The following is a 23941-nucleotide window of genomic DNA, read 5'->3' on the forward strand; positions in this document are numbered from 1 at the left end:
CAGGAATCACTCGGTTTACTTCAATTTGTCGAGTTTGGCCCGCATACGAGCAAGGATTTCATCGCTGGAAAAATCCAACAGAACAGCCGCACTGACGGCCGTTTCCAAGGCCTCATCCAGTCGCCTCAAACGCTCCGCTTTTGAAAAAACGTTCCGTCGCTTGGCCACGAACGCCCCGCGACCGGCCTGCGTTTCGAGTACACCATCACGAACCAACTCGGCATACGCCTTCGCGACCGTGTTGGGGTTTACCACGAGTTCTTTCGCTAACTCGCGAACGCTCGGCATCGCATCACCGATCGAAAGCTCCCCTGATGCGACCGCCCGGCGAACCTGATCAGCGATCTGACGATAGATCGCGGCACCACTGCCAGGGATCACTCGTATCTGCATCACTCACCTTTCTCACCCGAACGTTTCACTGTACTACTAACCACAGTACAGCAGTACAGAACAAGAATCAAGAGTTTCACGAAAATATGCGTCCTCGCTTCGCGACCGCGCAATACGTCGAGCGAATCTGAAATGGCACCGCGACATCGACAAAATGACGAATACGTCCGACAACGGGCGAGTTTCACGCATCGACTCATCGTCTTCACACCGTCTTAGCGCCGCATGCAACGGGCTTGCCGTGGGGCTGTCCATTGAGGTAAATCCAATCTCGCATCCGTCGATTCCACAACCGGTCGAATCTCCCCCAAACACACTTCGTTGAGCTCTCTTTGCTTGTCGTCGCCACGCATTACCGACGGGTCCTGATTCCTGTTGGGATCGCAGCGTTTTTAGCTGTCGCTTTGGCGGATGGAAACACGTTCGCGGAAGAGCCACCACTGACTATTAATTCGTCGGACTGGGTCAAAGAGTATCCGGTGATCGCGGGCCAAGCGTACACAGTCTCCACTCCCGCTTGGTCGGGGACGTTGCAAGGCGTGGTGGTGGATCGCGACGACGACATCGATCTACGGTGGAATGATTCCGGTACCGAGCGAGTTTCGACGGTGGAATCAGACTTCAATTCAGGTTTCCACCTATATCTTTCCCACCAAACGCCCACCAGTGTTTCACAGGCAGGAAATATCGGTGAGTTTTCGTTGCTGCGCGTCACCGGTGACGGAGACACCGAGTTTCACCCCGGCAAAATCTATTCCAACCACGGTGAACTGCTGACGACGAGGGCCGGGTATGGATGGACCAATCTGCTGCTACGTGGTCGCAGCGAAACGACATTCGGTGTGCGTTACACCCACATTGGCGATGAGTTCGACTCCAACACTTTCGACGATTTGGCGGTAGCCGAGAACCATGTTGTCACCTTCGACGTCTCGGCAACGGGATACTGGGATTGGCGGGCATTCGTTTTCTCCGCGGGCCTGTCGGGTGGAATTGGGGGCAGCCTGATTGATCAGAGTGGAGTGCGGATGGACGGATCGTTCGCCAAATTCTCCGAACGAAACGCTGAGTTCGCAACGACCTACGTCGCCCATGCGGACGCGTTATGGCGGATCGCGAACATGACGTATTTACAAGTCGGCGCTCGCGGGATGGTCGTCGGAGGCGTCGCGCAGGCCCGCGATACCTGGGGATGGGCAGACGAAGCCTCGACCGCTCGACTCATCGGTGTCTCCTTCGGATTGTGGAGAGACTTCTAATCGCCATGAATTTTCGACAATCCGTTTACACGCTGTTAATCTTGAGCTTGCCTTGTGTGCTCAGCGGTTGCCACGTGATCTCACCCAAGCCGATCGCGATGGGACCACGCAACATCGCGCCCGAATTATTACAGGTCAACGAACCCGAGATCGAAGTTGGCAGACCGATCTGGTGGCTCGACGGTGCGGGCTGGGTCTGGGGGATCCCCAGCAAATTGCTACTGTGGGATCGTCGCATCGATAACCATCACATCACGGAACGGACGATCGAAACGACAGCCGATTACATGCAAGCGGCGGAACTCGCGCACGTGAAGGTGCGAATGAATCAGTACGCACCGCTGAAGGACTTCCGTCGGTTAAGAATGAACCGCACCGTTGCTTGGCCCTATCGCTACACACTCGGATTGCTAGCGGTTGGAGGCGAAGCGATTTTTCCAGGTCGATTAATCGGTGGCGATCACTTCAACCCGTTCACGCAAACGATTCACCTCTACAGCGACGTCCCGGCGATTGCGCTGCACGAACTCGCCCATGCAAAAGATTTTGCGAGGCGGAAATACCCGGGAACGTATGGCCTGATCTATCTGTGGACACCGCTGTACCATGAAACCGTCGCTTCGCGAGACGTGATGGATTATCTGTACTCTCGCGGCGATCGTGCGGGCATCATCGAAGCCAATCGGGTTCTCTACCCGGCATACGGAACCTATGTGGGCAGTTCCCTTGGAATGTTTGCTCCTTCGGCATCGATGCCGATCTACTACGCCACGGTCTTGGGCGGACACTTCAACGGCCGGATGCTTTCACGGGAAGTCGACGAGCACCTGCGTGAGTACCAAACGGTCTTCGCATCTCACCGCCATTAATTCCGAACACCTCAGATCCATTCGGAGTCGCTCACCCTATATCTCGGTTGCCTCCGACACCCCTTCATCGGTCTTGTCAGTGTGCGGCGTCAAGACACGAACACAGTCGGAACGGAACCACGGGTACCCGAGTCCCATCGTCAAGACACAGAAGACGATAATAAACAGCGGATGCGTACCGGCGGCGAGTAGTCGCGGGGTGTCGAGAAAGTGGTCTCCAGAAATCCACGAGAGTGCAAGATAGCCACCGTTGGCGATGAGACAAAAGTCTGCGATGAACCATCCCCATGAGCGGCGAACCAGTACCGCGAACATGAGAGGGAAAAGCACGCCTAAGACCGGACCCGCCCAAAGCGTCACCAGCGGATGCGGGTCGGGTGCGTGAAGACTGTACGGCATTCGCCACGGAACCACGTCATAATCCGTGAGCGTCGCTCCACTGGCCGCTCCACCGATCAGATGTCCGCTTTCGTGAGTCAGCGTCATCACGATCCATGATGCAACGAGCAGTGCGAAAAAGTGAGCGATGCGTCGTTTCAAATTGTGTCCTTCGTTTCCGAACCTGGAAGCCACGGCTCACCGCCAGCAGCTTCACAGCATCAAGTGCCAGTGAATGCATCGTGTTGACGATGATTGTAACCGCCCGTCTTGCCAGCACCGGAATGAAATCAGCTAATTCGATAGCCGCATCGGGTGGATCTTCACGCTCTGCTACTTGCCAAGACACGTGGCTACCACTCGCATCGGCCTCTGCGCGAGTCTTGGCGTTATTACTGCCGCGAGGAATCTTCATTTGATCCGAAGCGGATCGCTTGACAGTGAGCGTTAACCTTCAGCGCGGTATACCCAGGTCTATCCAGGTAAAGGGTATCGGTCATTACGTTTGTTCCGTCTGTTCGGTTTCATCCGTTTTCGCTAGGCATGATTGGATCACAATGACGACTTACAACCAACGGCCTACATGATTCGTTCTGTTGTGCCTTCATTTACCTGTTGTGCCCTCGTTCGATCGATTCCTCATGCCTCGCACCGGTTCAAGCCGCACGATGAACGCCGAGGCAAGTGGTGTAGAAGATCCAGAGACAATGCGAAACAGATCAGCCCCGCGTTCAGGCCTTCCTGAATTCAGCGAACTGGTGATTGCTTGCCGCCATCGACCGCGGCGAACGCTGGTATTCGGCTGCATCTGCAGCGTCGGGTTCACGATCGCGGCCTGGCTCATGACCACGGCAACATATCAGAGTGAGAGCTATGTTCGTGTGCGGCAAAGAGAAGATGTCGTTCTTTCAGCCCAAACGTCACGATCGGAAGACTTAGCCTACTTTCGCGCTCAATCACAACTCGCATTATCGCCACAGGTGCTAGCGAAAGCATTGCAGGACGAGGATTTGCAACGCGTTTACACGGCACCCTCAGTCGCTGAAGGCGTGACATGGCTGCGTAGATTGGTGAGTGCCGAAACACAGGCTGGCGCCGAGATACTGAGCATTAGCGCAAGTCACCATTCCGCGGATGTCTCGTATGCGGCCAGTGTTGCCGTAACAAAAGCTTACCTAAACGAAGTTACCTCCCGATCAATCGCGGATCGTAATCGACGCAGAGCCGAACTCGAAAACGCAGCACGTGCCGCCGAACGAGAGCTCGGCGAGCAATGGGCACAATTGAATAAAGTCGCTTCCGAACTGGGCTCATCGGACACGCAGGCTCTCGCTATGCGTGACCAGGTCAAGATGCAGGCATATCGCGACTACGCCCAACAACTGCGTGCCGCACAAGTCCGAAGAAACGAACTCCAAGCGATGTTGTCGGACGAGCAAACGCGTGTTTCTGAAATGGAATCCCGACCACCGATCACGCCACTTGTGCAAAAAACGATTCCGGCACCCGTGCAGCCCATCCCCTCGCCTCAGATCGCCAGCCTGCAATATCGCATCAATGTTCTGGATACCAAGATCAGCGAAATTCGGCGGATTGCGGCTCAACCAGACACACCGCGATTGGCCCCATTGCTGGAACAACGCCAAGACTATGTCACTCAATTGTCTGAGCTGACTAAGGCACAAGAAAATGCTGAACCGTCGGAGGCTTCCACAAACACAAACGCGTCTTTGGGACAAGCCAATTTACAGGGACCAGTTACCGACGTCGCGGATCGTCTACCCGCCAACCAATTGGCTCAAATCCAGAAAAGGATCGAGCTGAACGAATCGGAATGCCAGTTTTTAAAAGAACGCATGGCCGAGATCGACTCTAGCGTCGAGGGCAATCAAAGACGCAATGGTGTTGACCTCGAAGTGGCCAGGCACAGCGTTGACCGTCAGTCCAAACTTGCCGACGAGCTTTGGGCATCGTTGGAAGAGTTAAAGATTGAAAGCCAGTCCCAACCGCGTGCAGTGCTGATGCAACTGGCGGACTTTCCACTGCACGCGAATCATTCGCGACGTTACAAGGCCAGTGTTGGTGCGTTCGGGTTGGGGTGGTTGTTGGTAATCCTTGTTGTCGGACTGTCTGAATACCATAGCTGCCTGGTTCGTCACAGCGACGCCGTAACCGCGATCTCCAATCATCCTGTGTTTGGCAGGGACGGTGAAATGAATTCGCCTGCGAGTGGTGAGCGTTATGCAACTTCGGCAGCTTCTCGAGAAACTGCCGCGCGGTTGATGTTGCTGGCTCCCAGTGAACGCCAGATCCCCTCATTACTGGTGACTGGTGCGACCCACAACGAACCTCACGAGAACGCGGCACTGCAGATCGCACTCGCGTTCGCCGGTTACCAGCGGCGAACATTGTTGATCGATAGCGACGTGACGAACGAACGACTCGGGAAACGACTCGGCACTGAATCACAGCCTGGCCTTATACAACTGGCCGGGGCACCTGACCAAACAATGAGGAATGTGATCCAAACGTGTCATCCGGACCTCGATTATTTGCCCAGCGGAATGAACGAATCGACGGGCACTTGGATTGACCCGCAAACCTTACAGGCAACTCTTCAAGTCGTTCGTCCCTACTACGATGCGATTGTTATCGCCGGACCGGCATTGTGCTCCTCCGGCGAGAGCCTTTTGGTAGCTGCACAAGCTGAACTGATCGTGCTGTCGGCGATAGTCGGTTTGACGCGATGGAGCGACTTGGCGACCTGCCACGAAAAACTCGACTCGACCGGCCTCAGCATTGCTGGAACGATTTTGCTTCCGGCGTCATTCGGTGTGCAAGGCACAGATGTGGGCATCCCGCAGATCCGGATTGGGACTCCTGCGTCCCTTAAACGTGCGAGAAGCAACGAATCTGACATTGCCAGCCCCTCTGTCTCAGCCACGCCATCGGCCATGGACGAAGCTGAAATGCAGCAAAACATTGCCGCAATGCAAGACGAGCTACAGCAGGTTGTCGCCAATACGAAACCTCCCCAACCCACCCCTTCTCCGAAGCCCCAATCGGATTCCATTTTATGAGTCATACTTACTCAGGACCAATCATTTTTGACCCGCCAATCAAACCCGGGCAGTTGCAAAACGCATATTTACATCCTCCCCAAGGCTCGGGTTCTCAAAACCGCACACAATCGATTTTTGGTTTAGCCGCTGCCGACCCGGGCAAGGATGGACTGCGAAGTCTCCGCATCGACGCAGCAAGTGATTCCAGGTCTTCATTTGCCACGCCCTCACCCTACTTTCGTGTCAAATCCTTGATCGAGTTTATCGTCACGGCAGGGCTGATGATTGTCGCAGTACCGATTATGATCCTGATCGCTGCACTCACATTGATCTCTCAAGGACGCCCCGTTTTCTATCGCCAAACCAGAGTCGGCAAAAACGGCAAGCTGTTTCGCATCTGGAAATTCCGTTCGATGCGATCCGACGCTGAGAAGGAAACGGGTGCAGTATGGTCGGATCGCAACGATCCCCGCGTCACCACGCTTGGAAAATGGCTCCGATGTTCACACCTTGATGAACTTCCGCAACTGATAAACATTCTTGCTGGCGACATGAGCCTCGTCGGGCCGCGACCGGAAAGACCCGAATTCGTTAACGAGTTGTCCAGAGAACTACCGACCTACTTGGAGCGTCTTCGTGTCCGCCCCGGCATCACTGGGTTGGCACAACTTGGACTCGGATACGATCGCTGCGTCTGCGATGTCAAAGGCAAGATCGAACTGGACATCAAGTACATCAACTCCGCTACTTTTTTCAACGATTGCCGTCTATTTCTGCAAACGTTCCCCCATGTCATCAGCATGCTGCTGAAGAAATGGGATCGCGATCATTCAGAGACTCAGCCCGTCTCGCATCGTACGCTGACATCCTGCAAGACGTTGGCCCCTCAGTCGACCGCCGATTCTCGCGACGTCCACGCGTCAAAACCTAGCCGTTCACTTGCTGGATAGCCCCGGCGCGTGGCTGAAGCACCGCTGTTCACGGCAATTGGATTGAACCAACACGGCGATCGGCACGAAGTTGCTAGTCTTAGTTGACCGAAGCGAGTCGCTGTTGACGGGGTCGTCCGTTTGTCGTGGATCGCTCCGACGATCTATGGTCCTCGCGAGCGGCGATTACGATCGATTCCAATTCATCGCTAGCTAAAAACGACTGACTGATGGCGATTGATCAGCGACGCCCCTGAGACGTCCTACCACGTCAAGGAACCAAAGTCCGGATCGATGACACCGAGTCGAGCTTGCGTGACGAGCTGAGCCGTTTCACGGGCCGTAACATAGTGGTACGCAAATCCGTGGCGTTCGCTGCTCTCTTTCAGCCCGCGATGCATGTTCCTCATCGCGTCCCCGAGCAACACAGCCGAATTGGCTTCTTGGGCACCATGGGTGTGCAATTTGACGAAGAGCCAATCGGAACGTCCCTCGATGCACACCCCCGCTCGCAACCAATCATTGATACGGAACGCTGACGGAGGTTGGGATCCAGAAAGATTGCCGTTCTCCACCTTGGGCTTCCTACGCCAATTTGGACGCGAAATCACGAGCGGACCCTGTATCATCAACAAACTATCTGTTGGTCGATCACGATTGATGCACACTGGAACCCCGACGTCATGAGACTTCGCCGTATCAGGATCATCCAGGGCATCGTAGATCGAATTGATCATTCGCGTTTGCGCTGGGTGAGGAGCAGCTGGCATCGTAAAATCTGCATAACATCCGGTTTCGCGAAGCACCGTCAGTTCATCATTGACGCCGCACCAACAGCCATCGGGATGCGAGTTATCGAGTGCCCAATTTCCGTGAATAAATCCATAACGAAGGTCGCCGATTGAGTCCCGCGAGAGTAAACCGTGGTCGCGATTGAGCGTCTCGGTTGCGTTGAGTAAGAAAGCACGCAAGTTATCACTCGTGTCGTTGTCATGATGCAGATGAATTTCCACATCACCATAGCCTGCTCGGGCTAGACAATTGAGCGGTTCGACCAACTGAGGCTGATAGCATTCCATCGGGTAGAAAAACGTGTGCTGCGGCGGTCGACCTCTCGAATCCACTACGCCTTCCACCGAACGAGCGTAACCACTAGCCCAGCGGGCCACTCGCTCCCGCTTTAAGGACTCCGAATTCGTTTTCCATCCCGGTTCGAAATGATCAGCGACACAAATGAACAAATGCCGAAACCGCGGGACAGGACGAAGCCCTGCCCAGAATGCGTGCGCAAATGTGGCGCCATGCATACCCTTGATTTTTGGCATCTGAATCGCTGGCATTTCGCTAGGTCCCGACTCGCATCGAATCAGAACCCGTTCTCAAAGCCCCTGGTAGCCAGCGCGCCAGTTTTGGCGGCGGGACTGCTACGGAATCTACCGGAGACATCGCGTCGGTATGGGAGCCTGATGAAGGTCTTAGTGTGGGAGTCCAAATTGCATTTTGGGGACGCCACACCCACTGCGCAAATCCAGACGCCAATGCCGCGTTCATCACAACGAACGACGTTGCGGCACGGGTAATTCGAGCCAAATGATTGTGACTCGATTTGGGCATAATCGCACCAATGATCGCCAATCCGTACGCCGACACCTGCAACACGGCCACGATGCGATACAACGTTGATTCAATCAAGCACGCATTGGAAATTGCCGCAACTATTAAGAAAAACGGGCTCATCCATCGCAACCACTTATGCGAGACAAATGCAAAGGCCTGCTTGGCGTGCCGCCTTTGAAACAGTTCTTTCAGCACAGGCAAGCACTGAATGGCACCCGCACCGATGCGTCGGCGTCGACGAAACTCGGCTATCAAACCTTCTCCTCCCACCGCAAAAGCGCGAGCGGACGGATCGAACTTAATTCCCACCGCGTGTCGCAAATGCACCAATGTCGGAAACACCAAGTCATCGTTGATGACTGCCGACGGAGGCGCCACAAACAACGGAAATCGCATCGCGTACAGTGCGCCACTGGCGCCCAGCATGATGCCGAGTCGTGCTTCGCAGCTTCGCACTCGCATCTCGCACTTCCAGTACAGCGACTCCGAAGGTCGGCCTTGCGAATCCGTGATGGTGACATGTCCCGTCACCAGACCAATCGCAGGATCTCGAAAGTTCTCCGCGATTCGCAATATTGCGTCCGACGCAAAGCGAGTAGTGACATCCGTGAATATCAAGAGTTCGTCTGCGGAACGATCGCCGAGTTGCTCCACCGCATGAACCAGTGTCATCGCTTTTCCGCGACGCTCCGTAAAACTGAGGCAGGTCACACGGGGGTCATCAATCGAACGCACTAAATCGACCGTCCTATCGTGACTGCCGTCCGAGGCAACAACGACGCGAATGCGTTCAGCCGGGTAATCGTTGGCTAACACATTTTCAATCCGCTGGATTACATGACGTTCGGAATTATGCGCCGCAATCAGCACCGTAACGCTGGGAAGCTTCTCCCGCCCCACCACCGCCGCGGTCTTCCTGGACGTTTCACCGAACCAGCTTGCAAAACAGCAAACCAGGAGCGGATATCCGACATAGGTGTAGGCCAACGCCGACAGCGATCCCCAAGCCAACAAGGCAGCTATTGAAAACATCAGGCAGCCTTTCGTTGGACGCTTACACAATTTGACAACAATTCAGACAGCCGTTCGGTCAACGCTACCCTAGAAAACCGCAACACATCCTTGTGATTGCTAATGGGCTCTTCGCATTCGCTTCCACGAATCCGTTTTGTCAACCAATCTGAAATCCCTTGGATGTCGTTGTTACCCAAGCCTCGTACGGAGCTGTACTTGGACAGCAAGTCTCGCGTCTCACCTTGTGGACAGATCGCGAGTATCGGCCTTTGCAGCGTGAGATACTCGAACAGTTTTGCGGGTACCACCCGCTCCGCACCGGTGTCACCTGACAACAGTAGCAACAGCCCATCTGCACCAGCGGCTAGTTTCAATGCCTCGTCATGAGGCAGGTAGTCATGCCGAACCACAGAAACCGTCGTGCGTTCGAGCCGCTTTAGCACCGCATCTTGCTCAGGCGTCCGCCGGCCGGCCAACACCAAATCCAACCGACTGACCAAGTCAGGATCCTGCACGTGCAATCGAACAATCGCATCAACCAGCGGACTGATGTCAGTCAATCGCCAAAGGGTTCCCGTGTAGACCAACCGAAATCGCTCTGATGCTACTTCCGTTGATGACCCAACATCGGGGAAATCACTAGGGTCAAAACCGTTGTGAATGCACGAAACCCTTGCACGCGACTGAACTTCCAGGCAATGCTGGCTCAACTCGGCCGCGCTGGCCTGCGTCGTCGCGACCACCGCATCAGCGCAAGCCAAAACATCCAACATCATCGTGCGTTGATCATTAGCAGCTTTACCGGACTGTTGATGATTATCTAAATAACGACACGCGAGCATCCACTCATCACGAAAATCAACCACCAGTGGCAGTCCAAACGCACGCTTCAAGCGGCATGCTAATAGGAACGATGAAAACGGTGGTCCGGTCACAAAAATCGCGTCGTGTGGTTGTTTCCTCAACGCTCCACTGGCCATTCGATATGCCGAACGATTCCATAGCACTTGAGGGTCCGGCTGCAGCCACGACATCGCTTGCAGCCGTGTCCAGCGTTTCAGCGACCGCCTCCAACTGGATGTTTTCTCTTTGCGATCGCCGGAGTTTGAATCACTGGACACGGCACCGCCGGACAAGTGTTGTTTCCAACGATAACTAGGTTCCCAAGTGCGGGCTCGGATGATTTCTACCGCAGGGTCGATGTCTCGCACCAGCGTGTCATCGTGAACCGGGACGGACGGATTGGCGACGGTTAATACAGTCGGTTGCCAGCCAAACTGCGGTAAGTACTTGGTGAACTTCACCGACCGCTGGACACCACCGCCACCGGTCGGAGGATAGGCATAGCTAATAAACAAGACTCGCCGCATCATGACGCCCTCCTGGCGCTGTGGTTCCGTGCTTGTGCGTTGACGCTGATATTTCCGCTTGCGCGTCGTAACACGCAGCGATTGTCGAGAGTGCGAAGAAACACATCTTCAAGCCCGTTGACCATCTCAGCAGGATCCGTCGGAACGAAGTCGCGTCGGCGAGGAGACACGTCCCTAGAAACGAGCTCGATCGTTGCCTGTGCTAATTCATCCGCATCGTCATTCTCGACCAAAAAATCGATTCCCATCGTCGCGATTTCGCTAACCCCGCCTACATTCGTCGCCACAAATGGAGTTCCGCAGGCGATGGATTCGAGCAGCACATTTGGAATGCCCTCGCTATGGCTGGTCAAAAGAGTTGCATTGGCAGCCCGGTATCGAACCGCCAAATCGGCCTGCGAGAGATTCCCCTCGAAACGAATGCACTCGCACAAGCCACGCTGTCGACATTCCTGCTCCAGCGACACACGCATCGAGCCATCACCAATTATCAGAATCCGTAGGTTGGATCTCCAATGCTGCGTCAATCGTTCAGCCGCACGCAACAGCATGCGGGGATTCTTCACCGCCTCAAGTCGTCCGACCCATGCCAAAACGACATTGTCAGCCGATAATCCAGATTCATGACGAGCCTTGATCCGATCGCCCGGTGTGAAACAATCGAGATCGACACCGCGGTTGACGACGTCGATTTTGTCAGTCGACGTGCCCAAACTCTCCGCTTGCCGGCGCAACTCGCGACTAACGACCACCACTCGATCGGCCTCATCCATGACTCGCATGATCGCTTTCCGTCGTCTACTGTTTTGCGTCAGTATTCTGAGGTCCGTTCCGCCCGACATCACCACCGCGGGAACTCCGAAATGCCTCGCCGACCGTATGGCAGCATCGCCATCGGGATGCAACCAGTATCCGAGTACCACGTCCGGCCGAAAGTCGTTAGGCAATCGCGATAAACAGCGACGCATCGACATCCAGTAGAAGTGGTGATACTGGTTTCGAAAAATCTTTGGTGTGTAGTAGAAAACCGGATACTGGGTATCGTTTTCCACCAATTGGAATTCCTTCTTCCGCTCGAACAGATCCTTTCCGATGTCTTGCCAACACAACTGGGTCCAAGGAACTGGTGCGATCACAGCAACACGATGGTTGCGACGCAGTGCATCAACCATGATTCGATTGAACGCACCTTGTCGTGGGTGTATCGGCGATGGATAGGTCGACGTTACTACCAAGATTTGCATTGCAACTCCGCGATAACGGGGCAATGGTCGCCACCTAAGTTGGCACCAACTTGTGCTGACACCACGCGCCAATGCGAATCAGCCAATACATGATCAATACGAATGCCATGAAACCGCGTGTATTTGGTGTAGTTAAATCCACTGCCAGCGAGCGACAAAGCGTTTTGATGCGTTTTCCAATGCCGGCGATAAAAGTCGCTATCAACCGGCACGTTAAAATCACCTGCAATCAAAGTGGACATCCCTGACTCTTCTGCATACCGTTCGCTCGTTTGCACCGTCTGGTCCACGATCACGTTGTATCGTTCACTCAATTGCAGAAATGCCTCTTCCGCCCCTCCATCGAATTTACGAGCTCGCTCAAACGCAGGGCGGAATGTTGGAAAGTGAACGCCCACTATCTGGATCCACTTTCCAGCTTCCGAGGTTCCAACGCTAGGTTTCCAATGAATATCGCAAGCGACTCCAGCGATCGCACTGAATTTGGACTTAGGCTGTCGCGTCAGCACACGAATCTCACTCAATTCATACGGGCTTCCGATCGCGAGGTTGGCAGCCTGACGATGGTTCCAACCGAGTTCTTCAAAGAGCGGATCAGACACCACGGTTCGGCACTCTTGCAGCAACACCACGTCAACCTGATGGAACTTCACGAGAGAGATTAACTTCGGACGATTGAGTTCGCCCTCGCCAAGATTGCAGGTCAGCATTCGGAACGTCGGCATTGACTCTTCTCGCCGATCCGTACTCAACCCCAGCGTCGCGCCCATAATCGGGATCACGATTACGACGCCATGCACGAAGTACAACAGACTGAACTTCGGCGACTTCCAAATCGTGAGCGGCCACAGAACCAACAGCGGCAACGCCACTACCCAACGTGGCGAAAACAAAAACAGAGTGACCGGCCAGCTGTCCCCAGTGTCGCGAAGCACGATCCCCCAGATCACTAACAACACGACTAGATACAGTCCAACAATAATGCGCAATGCTATTTTCACAGGACCGACTCCACTTTCAGAGCGTCCTGGGGCGATGCGTCGCCGAGATAGCTGACCACGACCCGGTGTTTCCCATGCGAGGTCAATGGGATCGATTGCACTTCGTCGATCCGCAATGTTGTCGTGTCTCCGACGCCTTCTCGAACCAGCGTCCGCAATCGCTTGGCCTGCTCAGCCGACCAACTGCCATCGACCACCACCTTCACCACAACTTCTTCAGCGGTCGGTTGCACCACTTGGAATTGACGTACAGCCGCAAAGTCCTTCATCAGATGTGGGAAGTACTCACCCGGTAGATGTCGACCATCGGCGGTGTGCAACATGTCCAATCGGCGACCGACCACCTTCCGCAACATCGGTAACCCTCGCCCACACGGGCAATTCACCGTGCCAGCGACGGCCCGATCACCGATCAAGTAACGAACAAACGGCGTCGACCGATTCCACAAGTCCGTGACGGCGATGTTTCCTTCTTCGCCGCTCGGAGTTGGTTGCCCATCTTCGTTAACGACTTCAACAATCAGGTTTTCGCTGGTCAGATGCAGTCCAGCGTGTTCTGGGCATTCTGCACCAATCAACGTGAACTCACGCGACCCGTAGGTTTCAAAGACGGGCGAGTGGAACGCCGCTTCGATGCGTTCGCGTTGGTGATCGTATAGTTTTTCTGCCCCCGTAATAATCGCTCGTGGCTGATGGACCTGGACACCTCGTTCCAAAATAATCCGCGACAACATATCGATGGGATTGGTGTAGGCAACAATCACCTGTGGACGTAAGCGATTGATTTGATGGATAAACCCTTCCGCGTTGGAATCGCTCAGATGGAAACTATTGAGCATGCAACGGCGATACAACCAGCGAGAATAGACATACTCCTTCGCCGCACGCAAACGGCTTTGATCGGCGAATGCTCCGCCCCAAATATGAACCTGCTTCGTCCCCACCCCTCCGCCAGCCATTGCATATCCACGAAGTGCCGCGGCAACTCGTCTATCATTCGCTTCGGTATCGATCGTAAAACGAAGTGGTGTCCCGCTAGAACCGCCAGTCGATTTTGAAACGCTGGCCTGACCGGTTATCTCGGTGCGAATGCGCGCCGAATGGTCACGCATGGTTTCGCGAGTGGTCAGCGGCAACTTCGGAAGATCACTGGCACTCTGTATATCCGCTGGCCGCACGCCCGCATCGGACCACAGATCGCGATAGTAAAGCGAATGTTGGGAACAGAAATCAATCAACGATACAAGTCGAGTCCTCTGTAGGTGCTCGATTTCAGCTTCTGACCACCACTGAGATCGTTGAAGTTCGTCAGCAAACTGAAACGTCTTTCGACGTTTAAAAACCGTTTCAAATCCTGGCAACACGATGCCACGATAAAGACGTTCACTCCAAGTCGAGCTAAATTCAATTGGCTTGCTCATGCATTCGACTCCGCTTCATAGAGCCGCTCGTATTCATGAACCATTCGCTCAATCGTAAAATGTTGCTCGACGCGTTTCCTGCCTTGACGTCCCATCTCGGCTGCCGCTTCAGCATGCTGATTCAACTCAACGATCGCGTCGGCCAGGGCGACGACGTCGCCAGCGGGAACCAGTAGTCCGGTCTCGCCATCGACAACCACTTCGGGCGTCCCACCTACACTTGTCGCCACGACCGGTAGGCCACGAGCCATCGCTTCCAGCAAAGTCAGCGAGATTCCTTCGGACCGCGACGGCAATACAAAGACCGAAGCTTGTGCAAGCAAGTCGGCCACGTCAGATCGCCGTCCCAGAAATTCGACAACACGCTCTAGCCCGAGTGATTGGGTTAGCGTCTCCAACTTCGCCCGTTCCGATCCATCACCAATGATCCGCAGCCTCAGAGCCTTCGATGAATCAATCGCGATGGCCATCGCGCGAATCAAGTTAGCTACGTCCTTTTCCTCGCTCAATCTCGCGACCAGAGTTACCGGGCCATCCGCACGGGGCCCCACATTTTCAAACCGAGACAAATCAACACCATTGCAGATCGTGCTCGTTCGTTGTGGCGAGATTCCTTCGCGCACCGTCAATCGTGTCCCGTCGTCACAAACACTGACCACTCGGTCACACCCCTTGGCGAGCCAACGGAACAGAGCGTTCTGACGCACTGAGGCACCTAAACGCTGGCCGTGCCGAGTGTGAATCACCGTCCTCACCCCAGCCAGTTTCGCCGCTGGAACACCGTACACCATGGCCGCTGTGTTATGAGTATGAACCACATCGGCATGAAGTTCGCGCAGTTGCTTCGCCAACCGAAGCACCAAGGTCGGTTGTAAACCTTCCGGTTTGCCAAAGGCGAAAACGGGACTACCCCAGCGTTCAATTTCGTCGGCAATGTTGCCACGATGCTGTAGCGAAACAAACGTTGGCTCGAATCGATCTCGATTGGAAAATTTAGCGAACTCGACTAGCAGCTTTTCCATCCCGCCCACATCCGTCCCCAACGCCACATGTACCACTCGGCGCATGCTGGACAACGTGGCGTTACCACGTCGTCGATTTTTGGTAGAGGAAAGCGTTTGGGTAGACACGATTTGTTTCAAACTAGCTAACGGGTTCTAACTGGCGTTCCGGAGTGGATAAGAAAGAGATTTCACGACACGGGCAGGATTACCCGCCACAACACAGTCCTCGGGCACGTCACGGGTGACCACGGCTCGCGCGCCGATAACCGAGCGATTCCCGATACGCACGCCCTTTAAGATCACCGCGCCGTGGCCAATCCAAACGTCGTCTCCGATCACTACCGGGCGAACGGCATCAATTGGCGCAGGCTGTCCAGTTCGACGGTCATCGGCATCAAGAGGGTGGCCATCAAAGTCCGTGATACGCACGCCTCCAGCAATCAAACAGTCCTTCCCGATGATGATCTCTTTGGCAACGGTGACCGCGCAGTTATGTCCTAGAAAACAACGGTCACCAATCACCAGCGTCGCCCCGCCATGTTTTGAACTAAACGCGAACGATGACTTACCTGACAAACGAACGCCGCAGCCAATCAAAATACGACCCCGGCCCACGATGTAGGGAAGTTGTTCCATTTGAAAGCGTGCCCCGACCGATTCGCATTGGCTACGAAAAAGTGGCTCACTCCATATCACGCGCATCGCCCACAGCCACGACTCGCGCATCAAAACATGCATCTGATAAAGCAGCGAAAACCCGGGCTTTGTGACGCAGTTCACCGGAAGGTGGCACTGCAAACCACGTCGAACGATTGACTTCATGGCCTCAATCATTCCGATGCCCTCCTTGGCGCAATGACGCCTCGAAAGCGACACGCATTCACGACCAGGTCACAAACGATACGAATCAGCCGTCGCGATCGCCCCAACGTTTGCATCGTCGGCATCTGGGATAGGGAAGCCGGCCAAACGCAAAACGACTTGATCAATAGACCAAGTGCCGATATCGGTCGCGTCTCCATCGCCGCCCATCGATAGAACGTGTATGACCTCCACACCGACCGATTCAACACCCCCAAGAGTTTCGGATGTCGATCGATGACTGCCAGCATCGCGTTGCAGTCTTTGTGGATGTCGACTCGCGAGATACTCCCCGCTTCCAAAACGCAAGTTGCCAGCGGTTCCGGTATCAGCCAGACCGACGTCTTGTTCGTTAGACGCACCCATAGATCACGGTCCTCTGCCGGTTCCAATCCTGAAACGAAACGGTCATCACCCAGTGCCGTGCGTTTGACAAGAATCGTCCCGGTCCAGAATCGAGTTCCTAACAAAAACGGATCCACATCCGATGAAGTTAAAACTCGATCGCACCACGACTCAGGGGCGCATCGCTGCCACTCACGATCGATACGATCAGGCAACTGCGTGTGATAATCACTCGCAATCAGTCCGACTTCAGCGTGGTGTTTGATCACCTCAACTTGTTTAGCCAGTTTTTGTTGGTCCCAATAGTCATCGGCATCCAAGAAGGCAATCCACTCTCCTCGGGAATGTTCGATGCCGGTATTTCGCGCACTTGCGGTGCCAGAATTTTCCTGACAAATCAAACGCACCGCGGCTCCGTATTGACTCACGATCGAAGCGGTGCTGTCACAGCTTCCATCGTCAACAACAACGATTTCCAGCGGCACAAAGGTTTGGGCCAGCACGCTGTCCACCGCTCGGCGGATTGTCGCGGCGGCGTTGTACACGGGAATCACGACGCTGATCGTCAAATCGGGATGACTCACGCCGCCACCGCCTTCCTTCTAGAAATTTTGGCGTACTGTTCGACCGTTTGATCGATTACTCGATCCTGGTCGAATCGATCACGGCAGTACGCCTGGCCTGCGACGCCCATCTGCTTTCGCAGCGTTTCCTGGTCAAGCAACCGCACAAGCGTCATGGCCACGTTACCCGCAACACGCATGTCGATCGCGATTCCACCGGGACCCACAACCCACTGCATGACGGGATGTTCGTGGATGATGCAAGGAACCCCGCAAGCCAATGCTTCGGCCATCACGGTGCCAAACATCTCGAACAAGCTTCCATGGACGAAAACGTCCCCAGTCGCATGAAATTCCGGCATCCGATCACGCGACAATTCAGGAACGAATCGAACGCGGTCCCCTAGTTTTGCACGCCCAAATTCGATCAGCTGGTCTGACTCTTGACTACGGCCACCCGCGATCACAAACCAAACCGGCAAGTCTGGCCGCTGTTGCTGAACCATCGAGAATTCTTCGATCAGACAGTCCAATCGCTTGTGTTGGCGTTTGATCGCCGAACACACCGTGACCACCAAACCGTCCTCAGGAATTGACCACTCACGACGAAAGGTTGAGGTGATGGTCGGGCGAAAGCGGTCGGTGTCTACAAAATTGGGAATGGTACACCAACCCTCGCGAGCACCGAGTACGGATTCCGCTTCGTCTTGATGCCAAGGCGCCAAATGATGCACATGCTCGAGTTGCACAAGTGACTCGATTGGTTCCTCGGTCCCATGTCCGAAAAGCACCCTCGTCTGACACAGCCCCATTCGCGCCGCGCGCTGCACCAGCAACGCGACTTGCGGATCTTTCAAGTGCAAGACATCGACGCGTTCGCGTCGCAGTATCCCGAGCAAGTTCCAAGCGAATGTTGTTTGCTCGACGTTGTATGCATTGCCGAGTCCAACGCGCCACCCTAATGATTTTGGCAGCCAGCGAAGCAATCGCTCCGTCGCCTCGGATCGACGTGTCCAGCAGGAAACCACACGTTCGAACGGTGCTGTCGCTTCACCATCGCCTTTGCACAATAAGACGTTGTGCCCACGACGGGCGAGTGCATGCCCCAAGTCGTGTGCCCATCCCTCCACTCCGCGCATGACGTGCCCCAGCCCTGTTGAGGCAACGCAGATTCGCAAATCCTTTGCGGCTAAATTCATACTCAATCCTTTGAGTTGGTCGACGTCGACCAAACGCTAAAATTCGTTCGGCTGCCCCTGCAGCGCATGCCGGGAATCATTTGCTGTTTTTCGTAGCACCACGCAACGGCCTTCGACGTGTCTTTCCAAATCGGGAATCGTAAAGCTTGGTCGAACAATACGTTGCAAGCGGTTTGACCTCCGCACCAGTCGCCGCACCAGCCGAGTGATATGCCGAGGCTTGCCTGGGCTCGGCTCAATAACCTGACCGGTTGGAAATACCTCGTAGTCCCGATTCGTCAGTGCAAAACGAATCACATGCAACACCGCGGGCCAATCCGAATCATCAAACGCGATCAAACCACCCACGTCCAGAATCCGGTCGACGGTCATGAAGTCGGTCATCACATAATCCAGCAAGTGACTCCCGTCAATAAAAGCGAATTGCACCCGGCATTCCGCTTGTTCTAAGTCCGGAACCGCCCAATGTGAGGGTCGTTCGTCCAAGCTAACCCACGACTCCAAGCCAGCCCTGCAAAGGGACGCCAACCCCACACTTTTCCAATCCGTCGTTTGATAGGGGTCAATCGCCAAGTGATGACCAATGCCGTTATCCTGCAAACCGGTTGCGATGTGCAGAGCCGATATTCCGTTGGCAAGCCCAATTTCAAGCGTTCGCTGCGGCTCCAAATGACGCACCAAGCTATACAGCAAATCTCCCTGTCTCTTCGGGATGTATGTCTCCATTGGATGCAACTGACCATCAAAATCAAACAGTTCTCCTGTCTCGAAAATCCTGTCGATAAACGGTGAACCTGTCGCCCGAAATTCGAAGCTAGCCACATCGGGGCCAGTCCAACCCGAGGCACCTGTTGAAACTGCCGGTAAATAAGGTGCAAGCGTAGGCGTGGTGGATGGATCGATCATGCCGCCTCCATTAGTTGCACTTTACAGGGAACCGCAACCGGACAATCTCGGCCATGTGAGTGCCCTGGAGGGACCTCTCCCAAGGCGATCGCCGCAACCGATTGCCATAAGCCGAGATACCGAGTACTCGAACAGTACCGAAATCCAACATCGATGGTCATGTAGTCCGACACAAATCCGTTGTTGCGAAACAGAAATTCGAACACCCATCGATTCGATTCACTGTCGAAATGTTTGACGAATCGATCACTCTGGGCAAAGATCATTCGTCCCGCGCTGGAATTGAAGTACAGATCAACTGCCGGGTTCGCTATCGCCAGTTGTGTTTCCACGTCAACTCGCACACGAACCATCGAACCATACTTCCACATTCGCTGGTTTGGATCGCCATCAACTGCGGTTTGAACGGACACCGTCGTCGTATCATCGCCTATCGAAGATTCGGTGCGAAACAAGTCGTCCATGTAAGCCTGCACAACGGTATCCAGATCGCCCTGTGACACAACTCGTCCTTGGGATAGCAAGACACCGGAGGTACAAAGTTGTCCAATGGCGGACATATTATGACTGACAAACATCACCGTTCGTCCCCCGCCAGCGACTTCCTTCATTTTGCCAATGCAGCGTTTCTGAAACTCGGCATCCCCAACCGCTAAGACTTCATCGATGATCAGAATATCCGGATCCAAGTGGGCGGCAACCGAGAACGCAAGCCGAACCTGCATCCCGCTGCTATAGCGTTTGATCGGCGTGTCGAGAAACCGCTCCACACCCGCGAAATCGACGATTTGATCGTACTTGCCATCGATTTCACGCTTCGTCATCCCCAGGATCGTGCCGTTCATGTACACGTTCTCACGGCCGGTCAACTCGGGATGGAACCCTGTCCCGACCTCTAACAAACTCGACACACGACCCCGGATGATCGCTTCACCAGTAGTTGGCTGCGTTATCCGGGATAGGATCTTCAGCAGAGTGCTTTTGCCGGCACCATTTCGACCGATCACGCCCACAACTTCGCCAGCGGGAACTTCAAACGTAACGTCTTGCAACGCCCAATAAAGGTCCTCATCGTCTTGTTTTGCCATGTGATTGGCGCGACTTAGCGAACGAAGGTACTGGAAATTCCGAAACGGAGCTTTGACGATGCCTTGAATCGCACCAACAAGTGTGTCCGGCGTCGCTTGTCGCTTTGCCAAGCGATATGCCTTGCCGATTCCATGTACGGAAATTGCGTGATCGTCTGAATGATTTGAGATTACTTGCAACTTCACAATCCTTAAGCGAGGTCAGCGAAGACACGCTGTTTGGCATTAAAGTACGAGACACCCGTTGTGAACAGCAACACCGCGCTGAGCGAACCGATGAATAAGAAATCCCAGGGCATCTCCCGAGTGCCCAACCAACCGCTACGCAGGCCTTCAATCACGCCAACCATTGGATTGATCGCATAGAGTCGTTGAAAAGACTCCGGGATTAGTGATGCGGGATAAACGACCGGGGCAGCGTACATCAAAATTTGAACGATAAATCCCATCGCGTGTTTGACATCCCGATATTGAATGGCGAATGAAGACAACCAAAGTGTTGTACCTGAGGCGGTCAGAAACATCATCGCCAAGACGAAAGGCAACGCGAGCGCACCTAAGTTTGGAATGATGCCGTACCAGATCATCAAACCCGCCATCACCAAGGAGGCGACGCCAAAATCAATCAAGCGAGCTGCATTGGCAGCCAGCGGCATGAATATCCTGGGAAAGTAGACCTTTGACATCATCGATGCGCCGCCGATCAGCCCATTAACGCCATCAGTTACCGCGTTGGAAAAGAACATCCAAGGCACTAAGCCAGCAAAGCTGAACAACGCGTAAGGCGCGCCGTCAGACCCGACCTTTGCCAACCGACCAAAAATCACCGTAAACACCAGCATCGTGAACAGCGGTTGCAAAATGGCCCAACCGACACCAATCGCACTCTGGGCATATCGCACCTTGATTTCTCGTCGCACCAAATATCGAAACAGGTCTCGGTACTTATACATCTCGGCGAAATCAAATGCATGCCAAGCCGATTGAGATTGTATGTGTGAAACAGGCATCGCCGTGGCACCACGCTCCGTCGCGTCTACCGTTGCCGATGCAATTTCTAAACTTCTTGTGTCGATACTCAGCGTTTTCATATCGTGCAGCCTTAAAATTGATTAAAAACGCGAACGGCAACTTGACAGATCAACAACACTCCGATGCCGCACATCATGCACATCACAAAGAACCTATTGTTCAATCGCAGCGTGGGTAGTGACTTCGGGCAAACCAATTGAGCTGTTGTGCCTAGACCAAGAATCAGGAATGTCGGAGCAACGAACTGGCGAGAGATGGTTGTAATTCCGATCGCATAGGCGGACACCGCCGCGAACAGGAACATCCGCAAGTGAGCCAAACGGTGCAATTCGGGAGCCGAATGTTCACTTTCAGGATCCCAAAACCGGTCTCGTAAAGACCACAATCCAAGCAACGTTGCCATGAAACTGGCCGCAAAAGCTGTCCCGCCGACGGCCCCCAATTCGACAAAGCAGTGTAAAAACGAGTTGTGTGCGACTACACCGATTTCCTCAACTAGCATTCCTTCCCCGCTTCCAAAGATGGGATACTGTCGCCACAAGACCAAACAATCTGACCAAATTTGAATTCGACTTTGTCCTGTCCCGTCAGTAATCGCTTGCACATTCGTCATCCGCGCACTGAAGAACATCGCCAAGCCAGGCAGAATGAATAAAGACGACACCGCGTACTTCCAACCAAGTCGATAAACGACTGCAGCTGGGACAACGGCAGCTAGCGATAGCAATGCCCCACGCGAGTGCGTCAATGCCAATGTTGCCATTAAAATGCCGATCGGCGTCAGCCAGACATATCGCCGTATTCCAGCACCCGGTCGCATGAAAGACGACGCACACAGAATCAATCCGGTTACCAAAATCATCCCGAAATCATTCGGGTCATTAAAAATTCCCGTACCACGAATACGGTCAACCTTTACGCTCGCTTGATCCACTGTCCGCATTCGATCCTCGATCGATTCCAAGGCTCCAATCGAATACAATTCATAGCGATCCAACAAGGCAAGCAATGCGACAAATGTAATCGCAACACTCAAACACTTCACGAATAAGAACAAACGTCCTGGTGTATTAACCAATCCAACAATCAGCAGGAACAACGCAATCAATTTACTGACTTCATAGGTCGACGCTCTTGCCGCCCAAAGGAAACCGTGCGCCAAGTGAGAAAGTGTGACCGACATGAGCAACAGCAGCACGCATGCGGTTACCGGTTGGCTTGCGATGGTTTTAAACGACAACTGTCGCAACATCGCCCGGTAAGCAACCACCAGGCAACCTATAATCAGGAACTGATAGATTGGCCACGCCTGTAGTGCCGGCAGTAGGTCCGCTGGCCGCACAAAGAGTGTTGCCACCACAGCGACCAGCAATACCAATCCCCAACCATGTCGATCGTCAGTTGACGACAACATCGCGTTCGGGTGGTGAGATGCGGGTAGGGTCGCGGTAGACATGAAAAACGGACTCATAGATGAATCAAAACATGGCGATTTCTGTATTGAGATTCGCCAAAATCCCCACTGCGTAGGATTTCCGGGGAAGTTCACTACTCGATTGATTGATTTATCAGTGCTTAGAAAATGGGATCAAGACTTCAGCGGGCGAAACACGGTGTTTATGTCCCTACGGTGTCATTGCGGTAGTGAAGTTATGGGCGGTAGTAATCAAGGTTGACGTCGGCCACGTCTACTTGACTCTTGGGATCGACAATCTTTGTATCGAATATCTGAGGTGACTCAGCGTGCACCTGTTGGATAACGCGCCTCGAGGAGGTATTCGGAAGTGATTGCTCACCCGAATTGGTGGAACTGACGAATTCCATGCGCAATTCGCCATCCTTTTGTTGCCAAGCAGTCACGACATGGACTTCGCGATCTCGGCTGAGTCGCCCTAAAGGTGTTTGTGGAGCGACTTCGACAGGTAATTCCTCTACTGACGATGCCTCTCCCGACGAATCGCTTCGCGATGATGGATCGTTCGGTGCGTTATTCAGATTTGCACCTGCGGTTGGTGTGATCACTTCGGGCATCGCATCGCCGATCTCAATCGGTAGGACTGACGCTGCATAATTTTGCACCACAGGAGACTCAAACGATGCGTCACCCATTGGGTGCCAAAGTGTTTCGTGATACCCCGCGACGGTCGTTGGCGCAAAGCAGTGGCATTCGCTCAGATTTCGCGTCAAACAATTTGGACACACACGAGGGTTCACAATCGACTCACAGAGTTGCTGGTGGTGAACAGCACAACCGCCAAAGGCTCCTACCAAACACAGCAGACAGTTCATCGTCATCCATTGAATGGAACGTCGCAGGCTCCCGTGATCGGAAGCAATCTTCCGCTCTGAACCGACAGTGGTTTGGATGATGAGACGCTTGCTCATG

Annotated in this window: 21 protein-coding genes; 4 read left to right on the forward strand and 17 right to left on the reverse strand. The window is 54.0% G+C overall.

What is annotated here, in order from left to right:
* Positions 1–15: 15 nt before the first annotated feature.
* Positions 16–393 (reverse strand): GntR family transcriptional regulator, encoded by a 378-nt coding sequence (locus NB063_RS29700; protein WP_250932984.1) that lies wholly within the window; start codon positions 391–393, stop codon positions 16–18.
* A gap of 332 nt (positions 394–725) precedes the next feature.
* On the opposite strand from NB063_RS29700, the gene NB063_RS29705 reads away from it, so the two are divergent.
* Together NB063_RS29705 and NB063_RS29710 are read left to right on the forward strand one after the other, a co-directional pair.
* Positions 726–1652 carry a hypothetical protein gene (locus NB063_RS29705; protein WP_250932985.1) on the forward strand — a complete coding sequence of 309 codons (927 nt, stop codon included), beginning with the start codon at positions 726–728 and terminating at the stop codon, positions 1650–1652.
* A 5-nt stretch (positions 1653–1657) separates the two neighbouring features.
* Positions 1658–2521, forward strand: a complete 864-nt coding sequence (locus tag NB063_RS29710; RefSeq protein ID WP_250932987.1) for a hypothetical protein — start codon at positions 1658–1660, stop codon at positions 2519–2521.
* A 36-nt stretch (positions 2522–2557) separates the two neighbouring features.
* Here the strand turns inward: NB063_RS29710 and NB063_RS29715 are convergent, their stop codons facing one another.
* A complete protein-coding gene (locus NB063_RS29715) occupies positions 2558–3061 on the reverse strand; it encodes a hypothetical protein (protein ID WP_322975330.1) in 504 nt (167 codons plus the stop codon).
* Between the two features lie 545 nt (positions 3062–3606).
* Between NB063_RS29715 and NB063_RS29720 the strand changes: the two genes are divergently transcribed.
* Both NB063_RS29720 and NB063_RS29725 read left to right on the forward strand, forming a co-directional pair.
* The gene (locus NB063_RS29720) at positions 3607–5979 is read left to right on the forward strand and encodes a GumC domain-containing protein (RefSeq protein ID WP_250932989.1); all 2373 of its coding nucleotides are present in this window, start codon (positions 3607–3609) and stop codon (positions 5977–5979) included.
* A complete protein-coding gene (locus tag NB063_RS29725) occupies positions 5976–6911 on the forward strand; it encodes a sugar transferase (RefSeq protein ID WP_250932991.1) in 936 nt (311 codons plus the stop codon). Before NB063_RS29720 ends, NB063_RS29725 begins: the two co-directional genes overlap by 4 nt.
* Before the next feature lie 242 nt (positions 6912–7153).
* On the opposite strand, the gene NB063_RS29730 is transcribed toward NB063_RS29725, so the two are convergent.
* The 15 genes from NB063_RS29730 to NB063_RS29805 form a co-directional block, all read right to left on the reverse strand.
* Entirely contained in the window at positions 7154–7969 is an 816-nt protein-coding gene (locus tag NB063_RS29730; protein WP_250932993.1) for a hypothetical protein, read from the reverse strand.
* A gap of 265 nt (positions 7970–8234) precedes the next feature.
* Entirely contained in the window at positions 8235–9539 is a 1305-nt protein-coding gene (locus NB063_RS29735) for a glycosyltransferase (protein ID WP_250932996.1), read from the reverse strand.
* A complete protein-coding gene (locus NB063_RS29740) occupies positions 9539–10894 on the reverse strand; it encodes a glycosyltransferase (RefSeq protein WP_250932998.1) in 1356 nt (451 codons plus the stop codon). Before NB063_RS29740 ends, NB063_RS29735 begins: the two co-directional genes overlap by 1 nt.
* The gene (locus NB063_RS29745; protein WP_250933000.1) at positions 10891–12135 is read right to left on the reverse strand and encodes a glycosyltransferase; all 1245 of its coding nucleotides are present in this window, start codon (positions 12133–12135) and stop codon (positions 10891–10893) included. The genes NB063_RS29740 and NB063_RS29745 overlap by 4 nt, the downstream gene beginning before the upstream one ends.
* Positions 12120–13136: an endonuclease/exonuclease/phosphatase family protein gene (locus NB063_RS29750; protein WP_250933002.1), complete on the reverse strand. Its 1017-nt coding sequence runs from the start codon at positions 13134–13136 to the stop codon at positions 12120–12122. Before NB063_RS29750 ends, NB063_RS29745 begins: the two co-directional genes overlap by 16 nt.
* Complete coding sequence (locus tag NB063_RS29755; RefSeq protein WP_250933004.1) at positions 13133–14557, reverse strand: phenylacetate--CoA ligase family protein; 1425 nt, start codon at positions 14555–14557, stop codon at positions 13133–13135. Before NB063_RS29755 ends, NB063_RS29750 begins: the two co-directional genes overlap by 4 nt.
* Positions 14554–15687, reverse strand: a complete 1134-nt coding sequence (gene pelF / locus NB063_RS29760) for a GT4 family glycosyltransferase PelF (RefSeq protein ID WP_250933006.1) — start codon at positions 15685–15687, stop codon at positions 14554–14556. The genes NB063_RS29755 and pelF overlap by 4 nt, the downstream gene beginning before the upstream one ends.
* Before the next feature lie 27 nt (positions 15688–15714).
* Positions 15715–16299 (reverse strand): acyltransferase, encoded by a 585-nt coding sequence (locus NB063_RS32505; protein ID WP_322975331.1) that lies wholly within the window; start codon positions 16297–16299, stop codon positions 15715–15717.
* 92 nt (positions 16300–16391) lie between these two features.
* On the reverse strand, positions 16392–17351 hold the full coding sequence (locus NB063_RS29775) for a glycosyltransferase family 2 protein (RefSeq protein ID WP_250933008.1): 960 nt from the start codon (positions 17349–17351) through the stop codon (positions 16392–16394).
* On the reverse strand, positions 17348–18529 hold the full coding sequence (locus tag NB063_RS29780) for a glycosyltransferase family 4 protein (protein ID WP_250933010.1): 1182 nt from the start codon (positions 18527–18529) through the stop codon (positions 17348–17350). Before NB063_RS29780 ends, NB063_RS29775 begins: the two co-directional genes overlap by 4 nt.
* 36 nt (positions 18530–18565) lie before the next feature.
* On the reverse strand, positions 18566–19435 hold the full coding sequence (locus NB063_RS29785; RefSeq protein WP_250933012.1) for a class I SAM-dependent methyltransferase: 870 nt from the start codon (positions 19433–19435) through the stop codon (positions 18566–18568).
* The gene (locus NB063_RS29790) at positions 19432–20634 is read right to left on the reverse strand and encodes an ABC transporter ATP-binding protein (RefSeq protein WP_250933014.1); all 1203 of its coding nucleotides are present in this window, start codon (positions 20632–20634) and stop codon (positions 19432–19434) included. The genes NB063_RS29785 and NB063_RS29790 overlap by 4 nt, the downstream gene beginning before the upstream one ends.
* A gap of 80 nt (positions 20635–20714) precedes the next feature.
* The gene (locus NB063_RS29795) at positions 20715–21614 is read right to left on the reverse strand and encodes an ABC transporter permease (protein ID WP_250933016.1); all 900 of its coding nucleotides are present in this window, start codon (positions 21612–21614) and stop codon (positions 20715–20717) included.
* A gap of 11 nt (positions 21615–21625) precedes the next feature.
* Entirely contained in the window at positions 21626–23011 is a 1386-nt protein-coding gene (locus NB063_RS29800; RefSeq protein ID WP_250933018.1) for an O-antigen ligase family protein, read from the reverse strand.
* A gap of 194 nt (positions 23012–23205) precedes the next feature.
* Positions 23206–23940, reverse strand: a complete 735-nt coding sequence (locus tag NB063_RS29805; RefSeq protein ID WP_250933020.1) for a hypothetical protein — start codon at positions 23938–23940, stop codon at positions 23206–23208.
* Between the last annotated feature and the right edge of the window lies 1 nt (position 23941).

The organism is Aporhodopirellula aestuarii, from assembly GCF_023701485.1.
In the GTDB taxonomy this organism is placed as follows: domain Bacteria; phylum Planctomycetota; class Planctomycetia; order Pirellulales; family Pirellulaceae; genus Rhodopirellula; species Rhodopirellula aestuarii.